The 11,806-nt window shown below is 43.7% G+C and carries 3 protein-coding genes; all 3 read left to right on the top strand.

Features of this window, described 5'->3' with window-relative positions; genetic code table 11:
• Positions 1–22: 22 nt before the first annotated feature.
• The 3 genes from HDF25_RS04920 to HDF25_RS04930 all read left to right on the top strand — a co-directional run bounded on the left by HDF25_RS04920 (position 23) and on the right by HDF25_RS04930 (position 11,728).
• Positions 23–9,346: a neuraminidase-like domain-containing protein gene (locus HDF25_RS04920; protein ID WP_184623348.1), complete on the top strand. Its 9,324-nt coding sequence runs from the start codon at positions 23–25 to the stop codon at positions 9,344–9,346.
• A gap of 74 nt (positions 9,347–9,420) precedes the next feature.
• Entirely contained in the window at positions 9,421–11,115 is a 1,695-nt protein-coding gene (locus HDF25_RS04925) for a hypothetical protein (RefSeq protein WP_184623350.1), read from the top strand.
• Positions 11,116–11,164: 49 nt separating this feature from the next.
• Positions 11,165–11,728, top strand: a complete 564-nt coding sequence (locus HDF25_RS04930) for a hypothetical protein (protein WP_184623352.1) — start codon at positions 11,165–11,167, stop codon at positions 11,726–11,728.
• The last annotated feature ends 78 nt before the right edge of the window (positions 11,729–11,806 follow it).

Genomic DNA, 11,806 nt, shown 5'->3' on the forward strand with positions numbered 1-11,806 from the left:
AAAATATTTAAACGCTCTAACCATGAAAAAGACGATAAAAACTAATATCCCAGAATCGATCAGTTTCAACAAAGAAAATCCAGGATTTGATCTGCTGAATTTTGATTTCCATAATGAGGAAGAGGTTTCCAGACTCCGGGAGCAGCTGGCAGTCAAAACTGCTGCTGTAAAAAAGTTAAAATCAAAAAAAATAACTGCGGAGCCTATAGAACAATACACCCTGGATCAGCTAAAGGCGGTTCAGCGAATGATGAGGATTTTACCCGACATGGCTATTGCCGAACAATTGATTGCCAATGGTTATGATGCTGCACATAAAATCGCAGCTATTTCACAGCGAAAGTTTATTCGCCATTTGGCCCCGGTGATCAATGATCAGGAAAAAGTGAAGGAGATTTATAAGCATGCCGTCCATATTTCGGAAACGACCATGCATCTGTATGCCAATGTCAAAGATGCAATTGCATCTCCTCATTATAATGCCAGCAATTTTAAAATCAGTAACCGGGAAACCATTGAGTATTTCCAAAAAATACCCAGCTACCCCGAACTGTTTGGCAGTCTCGATTATCTGGAATGCAACGAATGTCAATCCATTTTCAGTCCGGCAGCCTATTTCGTTGACATTATGCGTATTACTGATGAATATATTACTGATCCCAATACCGGGCTTGTAAGAACCATTCCTCCGGGTTATACCCTTGAAGAGCGACGGCCCGATTTGTTTAACATTCCACTGAACTGCGAAAATACGAATACAGTTATCCCCTATCTTGAGCTCGTAAATGGTGTTATTAAGGCCAATCTCGAACACAATTATGCGATAGCCGACGCTTACAAAACCTTATCCGTAGGAAAATACCCTTTTGAACTACCCTATAATTTACCACAGTCCAGAATCAGGGAATACCTGAATAAGCTGGGACTTCCTCTTTATCAACTGTTCAACAGCATTCTTGGCCAGGAAACAAAACCCAATGACATCCATCTTTTTGACATTGCCCTGGAGTACCTGAACCTCTCCTACCAACAGTTTAAAATCATTTCTAAAGAAGACTTTAGCATTGCTGCACTCGGTTTGGCCTATGGTTATAATATTAGTGAACAACCACCTGCTTATGATGGCAGTGGAAATCTAGTATTCCTGAAAGATCAAAAAAAGGTAACAGGTCTTGGCACACTTTTCAGTTCAGAAATAGAAGTTAATGATGAAATACTGGTTGCTGATGAGATCAAAAAGGTAACTAGTATTGAATCGGATACCCAGCTGAACGTCGATTCTAATTGGTCCGTCTATTCCGGTTCAGCATATTTCGTAGTGCCGGCCGAAGGTCAGACTTTCGATGGAACCGGTACACTGAGCATTTCACTTTCGAGTCCGAATATCACCGGAACCGGAACAAAATTCCTGACGCAACTGAAAGTCGGAGATCAGATAAGTCTGGCCAATGTAGTCAGATTTATCAGCGTCATTACTTCGGACACAGCGCTTGTTGTAACTGAGAACATGCCTTTCTTTTCAACTGATCTTCCATTCAAATTCACTACGCCTACTATCCCTCCTTACCTGGGTACTGGTATCATTATTACCATTGAAGGCAGCAACAGTGTAGCCGGTATGGGCACAACATTCCGAACCGACTTTACCCAGGGCCGCCTGATTAAGATCGACGGTGTAACCAAGAAAATCACTGCCGTCCAATCAGATACCCTGCTCAGTACCGAAAACAACTGGGATAAAAATCTCGGAACTACATTTTTCGTCAATCCACAAGCTGCTGTACAGCCCATCACTGCCTATCTCCCGCATGCCGGCAGAGGAACACTGTCTTTCAGTATGGACAGTGGTCAGACCACAGGAGCCCAGACCAAATTCCTGACAGAATTAATTATTGGCGATCAAATCCATTGCGCAAATGAAGTCAGGACCGTCATCGAGATCAGTTCGGACACCCAACTGACAGTTTCTGCAAAATGGAACATCATGACTACAGGAGCTTCCTTCGAAATTCTGCCTGTCAACGGAATGGATGTAGTAGAAAATTTCATTGACCGATGCAACCTTGACCGCCCCGGTCTTGAGCAACTCTTTGTACAGAACCTTTCTCCTGGCGAACTGGAAGCAGGTGCCGCCGAACAACTATATATTAATCATACAGGAGAAGATCATAATTACCTGAAGACATACTTTACAAACGATCCGGCAAATCCAGTACAGAGAGTTGAAGGAATTACTTTAAAAAGACTGGACAGGGTACACCGTTTCGTCCGTCTGGCCCAGGAAACCGGTTGGTCATTCAGCGACCTGAACTGGCTCCTGAATACTTATGATCCCACCGGATTAAAGCCACTGGATGAACTGCTGATCCTCTACCTTGCTCAGGTAAAAACGCAACAGACAGCACTTCCTGATTTATCTGTACCGGCCATCACGGCACTCTGGACAGACATGAAGACCAGTGGAAAAGTAAGTGATCAACGGCCCATGGATCTGTTCGACACTGTCTTTAACAATCCTATTTTTCTTGATGGAAAAGATCCCTACAAAGACGACATCCCTTTCAATCCTTTCAGGGGCATTACTCAAAAATGGATTATTGCCAGTGTGAACGGAATGGATGGCACAATCAGAAACCGTCTCTCAGCTGCCTTATACCTCGACTCAGATCAGGTTGTGAGCCTTGGGAATTATGTATATAAATTAACCGGTGGTACTCAAAATGCGCTTTACCTCCATCTGACCAACTTATCCTGGTTATACCGGATCAGTCAATGGAGCAGTTTGCTGGCACTTAGCCTCGATGAGTTACAGAACTTTCTCTGCCTGGAATATTATCCTGGCTCTGCTTACCTCAGCCCTCCTGTCAATGCAATTCAGCCAAATGCACAGACTTTCCTTCAGTTAAACACTACGATACAAAAACTGAATGGTACTGACCTTGATGTCTATCAGTTAAACTATATTCTGAAAGGAGAAACCGGAACGCGTTATGAGCCTCCTTATCAGCCTGAAGACCTCCCGCCTTTCCTCGTCGAGTTATCCGCAGCGGCAGTTTCTTCGAAACTGAAGGCATCCGATTTTGTATTTGAAAATATCGATGCCAGTAAAGCGAACTTTATTTATTCGGGTATGACCGGCAAATATATCTCTGACGCGGGCATCTTTTTAAAATATGAATTCAATTACCTTGACGCAGCCGTCTATTTTCCGGTAACTGGTGTGGCAGATCTCTTTGAGTCAGGGTTCAAAGCTAATTCCTTCAGCCTGACTTTTCCAGATATTACAGCGGAACAATCCACTCAGGTATTTAACCAGCTACGTACAATGACCATACTCATTTATGTAACAGGAAGTACTACTACAGCCTTACTCAGTGAAACTTATACCGAAGAAACCAGTCTGGATGCACTTCTTACTATTTTCGGAGATGACAATGCACATTATAAAGTAAATGAGGTCAGGTCATTACTGCTCCAGAGCAAAAGTGCAATCGCCCATACCCTGAAGGTCTGGAATGACACCGAGATCAAACAACAAAACATTTTTACAGGATGGCTGTCCGGGTTCATTAGTGCCCAGCAGTCGACCGCAGAGGCACTGAAATCCTATGCCAGTGAAACCAGCAAACTTCCAGACTATCTCAACGCCTTTCTGAGTCCAGGTATAACCTTGTCCGAACCGATGAGAAAATTTGTTGCTATACTTTCCAGAGAGTCTTTACTCGCAGAACACCTTGTACTTACCGCCAAAGAAATCGCATTCATTTTCAGTCCGGCCGGTCACTCACATTTTAACATCCCTGATCTGGAGAACCTTACCATTGGAAATATAGTTTCTCTGATCGATTACCGAAAACTGGTTACAGACTTATCTGATCGTAATGACGATCTCATTGATTACTTTATCTTACCACCAGCCATACTGCCAACAAGCGACAAAATACAAAAACTGAGCAGTATTACGGGATGGGATCCTGTTCAGATCAGTATGCTGATTAACTTGTTCTGGCCTCAGGACATCCATCCTGATCAGAACTACAATACCGTTTCCGGGCTGTTAAGATTACAACAAAGTTTTAACTCGGCTCAAAAACTGGGAACAGATGTTTCCATCATGATGAGTTTTTCGGCACTGGGCCGTCTTGACCTTGATCCGAACGGAGTATTTAATGATCCGAACTGGAGTATTTTTGAAAACCTCTCGAATCAAACAGTCAGCCTTACAGGAAGCCGGTTCGGTGAAAACGAATTTGCAGAAATCAACAGTGAAGCAACGGGCAGACTGCTGACGCAGACGCGTAATGCTCTGTTGCCCTTTGCGCTATGGTTGATCAGTTCGAAGAACCCGGCCATCAGCAAAACTTCGGATCTATATAGCTATCTGCTCATCGATGTCGAGATGAGTAGCTGTGCCCAGACTTCAAAAATTGCCCAGGGTATTGCTTCTGTTCAGCTCTATATGCAAAGGAGCAGGATGATGCTCGAACCAGGGGTTAATATTATTGACATTCCGGTCATATGGTGGGACTGGATGTCCAGCTACAGAATATGGGAAGTGAACCGTAAAATATTTCTTTATCCCGAAAGCTATATAGAGCCGGCATTGAGAAAAAAAGTGACGCCCACCTTTGACCAGTTTGAAGATGATCTATTGCAAAATGATATCAACAAGCATACAGTAAAAGAACCCTATCAGAAGTATTTACAGGAAGTCGACCTTTTGGGCAATCTTGTTTATATCTCCAGTTATAATACCGACCGCCGTGATGCAGAGACCGGAGAAGAAAAGGAAACCCTTTTCCTTTTTGGACGAACCAATACCCAGCCTTACGGATATTATATGCGAAAGCTGGATGACCTGGTAGACTGGGGCCCATGGCTGAACATTGACATTACCATCAATGCATCCAGTATCACCCCTGTATATGCATTCGACCGGATATTTATTTTCTGGAGTGAAAAGAGCATTACACAAAGCAGTACAGTTAAGGGGCAGGATTCCAGTACGCAGACCGTAGAGATTGTAGATATGAAATTCTCCTTTTATGATGGTGACAAATGGGTTCATCCCCAGGTGTTATTCAGCAAGGTGCCAATCAATACTTTCCCTTCTAATTACCAGTCTATTCAGAATCCACAGATTGAATCTCTGTTGAATGATCAGAATTCCTACTGGAATGCCCCATATGTCCTATCCAGCGGAAGAGGAAATATCGGGTCAGGGAGAGTAAACCTCTCTTCCGGTCTGAATCTGGTAGAAGGTACTCATACTCAGTTTTTACGGGAAACAAAAGTTGGGGATGTAATATGGTGTATGGGAGAGAAACGTATTGTCGGAGGTGTTTCCAGCAATGTACTCCTGGTGGTAACTGTTCCATGGTCAAAAACGTCCGGTAGCTGTGAATACAAAATTGTTCCCCGCAACAGTAAAGTAACCATATCACCCTTTATCGGTACGGGAAAAGTAACGGTGACTAAAGACCTGCAAAATGTGACTGGTGTTGGCAGTCTTTTCAAAGACGAATTCACCTATGGTGACAACATCGTAATTGGTAATGAGACCAGGATGGTGATCCTCATCAGCAGCAACACCGAGATGCTGGTCGATGCCCCATGGACTGTCAGCGCGGCAAACTCCAGCTATACGGTCTCCCCAAAAAGGGACAAAGAAGAACAACTGATCGTTATGTTTGGTGCAGATCTTCCAACCGCTTACAAAGGTACAGTGACCAAACCAGACATAGAAGCAAACTCGACTAAAAACCTATTTATAAGTGAAAGGAACGAATTAAATCTCTCTCTTTATAATTCCATGCGGCTGGCACAGCTCATGGAAAGCCTGCCCATTAAAGGTGATGTAACTATGGGGCCGGTGCAGATTGTAGATTCCTATCTTTTGAAAACCGGGACCAATCTGGTACTTGCGGACTATAAATATGCTGCTGCGAGCAATCCACAACCTTACAAAGCAGTACTGGACAGACAGCAGGCAAACCTGATGGTAGTTCCTGATGACAATCCCTTGCAAAATAATTACTGGGGCAATAATGTTGCCGGTACAACCAACAATCCCGGACTGACAGATTCCAGTAATGCAATGCGCCTGCTCTACTATACGGATGAAGAAAAATCCTCGCTTTATAATGTTTGTAATCAACCAGGCTGGTTCCTTTTCGACAATTCTGATGAAGCCTTTCTGATTAAGGTACAGCAGGACAATCTCAATAAATTAACGGATATGGCACTCATACGGCCTTACCCGATCCTTCCTGATATGCTCAACAACAAAGTGATCAGCACACAGGCCTTCACCGTTAACCCTGTTCCTTTTAATCAACTCAAATTCAAATTTACCCGGTTAACCACCACAGTGACCTCCCAGCTTATGCAGAAACTTTTTGCCGGAGGAATCGACAATCTGCTGACCCTGCGGTCTCAGGAGATTCCGGAATTGCCTTTCAGCAGATTTTATCCTGCTCCAGGTAATACAGCTCCGGATTGCGTCATTCCTCCGGAATCTATGGTAATGGATTTTGATGGTGCTTATGGCCCCTATTTCTGGGAAATATTTTTTCATGGTCCTTTTCTGATTGCAGACAGTCTGTGCAGCAATCAGCGCTTTTCGGATGCTAAACAATGGCTGGAGTACATCTTCGACCCTACTGTAAACGAAGATGACAGTGCAGCCCCCGATCCGGAAAAACGCTACTGGCGGTTCCGCCCATTCCGCACTATGGCAAGGGAAAGTCTGCAAAGTATCCTCACCAATCCTTCGCAGATCCGGAAATATAATTATGATCCATTTGACCCGGATGCCATTGCCAAATATCGTCATGTGGCCTATGCCAAGGCTATAGTCATGAAATACATAGACAACATTTTAGAGTGGGGGGATTTTCTGTTCACCCAGGATACTTCAGAAGCGATCGGTCAGGCAACGAACCTTTATACCCTGGCCAGCGACCTGCTTGGAAAACGTCCCGAATCTCTGGGAAAACTTCCTGCACCCGCATCAAAAACATTTAATGATATCAGAAAAACCTATCCTGATGATATTCCTCAGTTCCTGATAGAATTGGAGAATACGCCGGAAGTATATGCCAGTGAATCTAACGCTGTCAGTCTGGCTGGTGTTCCATTCAACAAGATCAACAGCTATTTTTGTGTTCCTGAGAATGCCGATTTTGTAAAGTACTGGGACAAAGTAGAGGACCGGTTATTTAAGATCAGACATTGCCAGAATATCAACGGGGTATACCGCCAGCTTCCTTTATTTGCAGCCCCTATTGATCCGCGCGCATTTATCCGCGCTTACAGTGCAGGATCAGGTGGCTTTAGCCTGGGTTATCCTTTCAGCGCACCAATTCCCTATTTTAAATTTAGCACGCTGATAGAAAAGGCCCGTAACCTGACAGCTCAGGTCGGTAGTCTTGGAAGTGCTTTATTAACTGCACTGGAGAAAAAAGACACTGAAGCGCTCAGCCTGATCAGTCTGCAGCAAGAGAAAACTGTACTACAGCTGACCACAGCGATGAAAGAATTACAGATTAAAGTAGTGGAACAGCAAAATGCAGCACAGCAGCAGAGCTTAAATAATGCATCTTACAGGTATACGCATTACGAAAATCTAATCAAAGAGGGTATTTCAGAACGCGAGCAGGTTAGTATGGACGCTGCGTTGGCAGCGATGCTTCTAAACTCCATTGGCAGCATTACTAAAACTGCTGCTGCTATTGGTTATGCTGTTCCACAGGTAGGCTCTCCTTTTGCCATGACTTATGGAGGTCAGCAAATTGGTAATGCACTCAATGCAGCATCCGGAGCATTCGAAATCGGAGCCATTATCTCCAGTTATGTTTCCCAGCAAGCACTCACTATGGCTGGTTATGATCGCAGGACATCAGAATGGACATTACAAAGGGATACAGCAGGTTATGACAAGGCGCAAATTGAAGCACAGCTGAAAGAAAATGATCTTCAGGAACAAATTGCCCGTCAAGACCTCAAAGTACACCAGCAAAACATCAAAAACAATGAGCAGACAGAACTCTACTACACTCAGAAATTCACCAACAAAGAGCTCTATCAATGGATGGCAACCCGCATCTCCACTGTTTATTTTCAAGCCTACAACCTCGCATACAACATGGCAAAAGCTGCCGAAAGAGCCTACCAGTTTGAAAATGGAACTGACCGCAACTTTATCAACTATGGCTATTGGGACGACCGATACAAGGGACTGGGAGCCGCAGACGGACTTATGCTGGCCATTGACCAAATGGACAGCAGCAGTATCCTGGAACAAGGTTACCGGACTCTTGAAATAGAGAAGACCATTTCTTTACTACAGCTCAACCCTAAATCACTTATTGATCTCAAAACGAAAGGGGTCTGTATTTTCGAGTTCAATGAGAAACTATTTGATTATGATTTTCCAGGTCAGTATACCCGTAAAATCAAAACGATTTCAATCTCTATTCCTGCGGTAGTCGGCCCTTATCAAAACATCCATGCCAGCCTGACTCAGCTGAGTAATCAGCTCATCTTAACTGCTGACAGCAAAGGGCTTGACGCTGTTAACTACCTGTTAGGAGGTGATGTCAATAAAATTCCGGACAGTAGTGTGCTCCGTTCCAACTGGTGGGCAAATCAACAAATCGCGCTTTCCAAAGGGCTGAATGACTCAGGACTTTTCGAGCTTAGCTTCGGAGACCCGCGTTTCCTTCCTTTCGAAGGTACAGGAGCAGTATCAACCTGGAGGTTATCAATGCCATTTGCCAATAACAGAATCAATTTTGAGGCGATTTCAGACGTCGTCATCCAGCTCAGCTATACAGCTATGGACGGCGGAGATAAGTTCAGGGAAGATGTAAAGAAAATGAAAGCATTGAAACCTTATTCTGGTGTCGGGTATTTTAATCTTCATCAGCTATACGCTTCATCCTGGTATCTCTTTATGAACGACCATACTGTTGCCAATCAGCAAAGGATGACTTTCGAGCTATTGAACTTTATTCCGCCAAACGTGCTGAAAGCAAAACTCATTGGTTTTTACTTCAGACTTGATGCAGCACTTCCAGCTGCGGGATCTTATATCTCTTTCAAATTATCTGATACCCTGACCATTCCACTTGTATTAGGTCCCAACAATGACATCAGCTATTATTTAAAGCCAAACGGAAAACAGGAACCTGATATAAGTAAAATTCTGGGGAACAGATCTATCGATTTTAACCTCACCGCTGCTCCTGGGGTACTGAAGGGAAAAGACGGTTTTCTTGATCCTGAAGTGCTTACAAATATAGAAATCATCTTTTACTATGACGCAGAAACCGGAGCCTCCTAAAGCAAATGGAAGAACTGATTACTGTAATCAACAAAAGACAATCAACCTAAATATTAACCTTAAACAAAACAATCATGCCATCACAACAATGTTTAAACAACATCAAGGCAGAACAGCCTCCATTTAACAAGGCCTGTACCGATGCATTATGTCAAAAAATGAACGCCAGCCTGACCGCACATTGTCAAACTGCAGGATTACCCCTGGACACCCCTATCATGAGCTTTGACCCGGCTCTGAACAGCCCATGTTACTGTTGTTGTTCCTGTTATACATTGAATACTCCGATAGAAGCCACCAAGGGTGAATTTATCCTGATTCAGAACATTAATGCAGGTGACAGTATTCTCACTGCGGGAGTTGACCTTAAGTGGACACCTGGCATTGTGAAAGCGAGGTCAGGAGACATTCATAAGTCGATGATCCCCGGACTTTACCTGGTTCGTTATCAAATGACCGGAGAGTCGGAATTAAGAGATTTACTGGTGACAGCAGATCACCTTTTTCTCATGCACAGTACCAGGCAGCTAAAAAAAGTGCAGCACCTGATCCCGGGTAATAAACTCACCGCTGCTGACGGTTCTTATGCCGAAGTTCAATTCGTTGCACATGGAGAATATGATACCGCTATACAGAGTATTAATATGAAAGGTGACTTCAATGGAAAAGACCTCACTGGTCACCTGATTAATGCCAATGGTATTGTTTCTACTGACTATGCTGTACAGGCCTATTATGAGACTCATAACCTGACCGATAGTATCAGATTCAATTTTAGCAATGAAGCCAAAGTATTCGATGTTGGCAGTCCGGAATATTCAGAACAATTTCCCAGTAAGTTGCGGGATGAATTCCTGAGTGACCCTACCCTATGGCCTAAAGGCTTCAGTCCTAAACGTGAGCCATTAATCAATATCCCGGCCAACGCCAAAGGTTTTGTAAATGCAGATCAGGCATTGGACATTTACAACAATGCCACATTTAATGCCTATAGCAACGGGGTTCCAAGAGAATCTATCAACAGACTATTTAAAATGTTTAGTGGATATGACAATAACATCACCTATCTGCTGGACTGGAACAATGAAGAGGTGAATGCGTTTACCTGGACTATGGGCAATCAGAAATATCTGTTACTAACCGGCGGGCTGGCCCGCATACAGGAACTATATGTAAGCGGCTGGGCCTTGATTATTGCTGATATGGTAATGCATTTACAGGTCAACAAATGCGTTGCTGAGGTAGACTACGCCTCTCTGGATGTATTGAGGGCCATTTTACCAAATTCCATGTACGGGGAAACAGCTCCTTCCGGAATCACTCAGATCAAAGACATCCTGTTCAGCAAAATCAGCAAGAAAAATGCAGGTGGAAATCCAGGAGACATATGCGATGATCCGTCTATTGAATGTCGTATTCAATCCTTCTGGAATGGACTGAGTTTCTTCCCGGCGCCAACTTGTGGAACGCCGCCTGATCAGTATTTCTATCTTGTTAAAGGCTATTCCAGCATTGACCTGAAAACCGTGAATGTAGTATTTGATAAGCCAGTAGATCCAGCTTCAGCAACATCATTGGTCAATTACAACATTGAACCGGGAGTAGTGATTAGTGCTGCAGTAGTGAGCGTTAGTGAGCCAGGAACAGTCATACTGACTGTATCAGGTATTGCAGCAGCAAGCAAGTACATTTTATCTGTGACCAATGTAACTTCTGCCGATGGACAGTCTCTTGGTGAGGGGGCCTACGTGATCATTGCCACGCCTTAAATCTAAGGATATGATAAATTATTCTATTGTTTCATTTTAAAAAAACACCATGATAGACATCATCAAGAATCTTGAAAAAGTAGGCCCATGGAACGATATGCGTATTGAACTCGGAACTATGCTTGGTCTTGAAGGCCCGGTAAGTTCGGCCGTACTTGCAAGGGCAAGAGTAGAAGATCGCTTTGCAAGTCACCTCTTCATGAGCAGTTTCGACCATGATCTGCTCCGGCTTTTCCTTAATGACGAAAAGAACAATGCCTATGAACTGTATGAAATACCTGAGAAATTCAGCAACGTCCAGTTAGCTACCAAAGCTAGCAAAGCACTATTAGACTGGGGAAAATCAGGATTTGAGAAAGTAACTAAAGAGAAATATGAGACACGGTTCAGTGCCTGTGAAAAATGCGAATTTTTAAAAGATGCTCCATCCCAATTCGCTTACAAAGTAAAGCTGAAGCGGGAAAGTGACCAAAGGGTATGTGGCGCCTGTGGTTGCGGGGTATCCAGAAAAGCATGGCTCGTTACCGAAACCTGTCCTGTTTCAGATCCCTCTAATCCAGGTTTTAACCTTTGGAACGAACCGTCGAAACAACAGTTATCTACGGCTGGATAATCACATCATGAACATATACCGGGAACACTGATCAGGTTCCCGGTATTGTTTCTTATCAGTTCCACATCTTTATGATAA

Origin of the sequence: Pedobacter cryoconitis (genome assembly GCF_014207135.1) — a bacterium.
Classification (GTDB): Bacteria; Bacteroidota; Bacteroidia; order Sphingobacteriales; family Sphingobacteriaceae; genus Pedobacter; species Pedobacter cryoconitis_D.

Excerpts from the sequence above, each read along its gene's own strand:
- HDF25_RS04920 (WP_184623348.1), top strand. The coding sequence starts at position 23 with ATGAAAAAGACGATAAAAACTAATATCCCAGAATCGATCAGTTTCAAC.
- HDF25_RS04925 (WP_184623350.1), top strand. The coding sequence starts at position 9,421 with ATGCCATCACAACAATGTTTAAACAACATCAAGGCAGAACAGCCTCCA.
- HDF25_RS04930 (WP_184623352.1), top strand. The coding sequence starts at position 11,165 with ATGATAGACATCATCAAGAATCTTGAAAAAGTAGGCCCATGGAACGAT.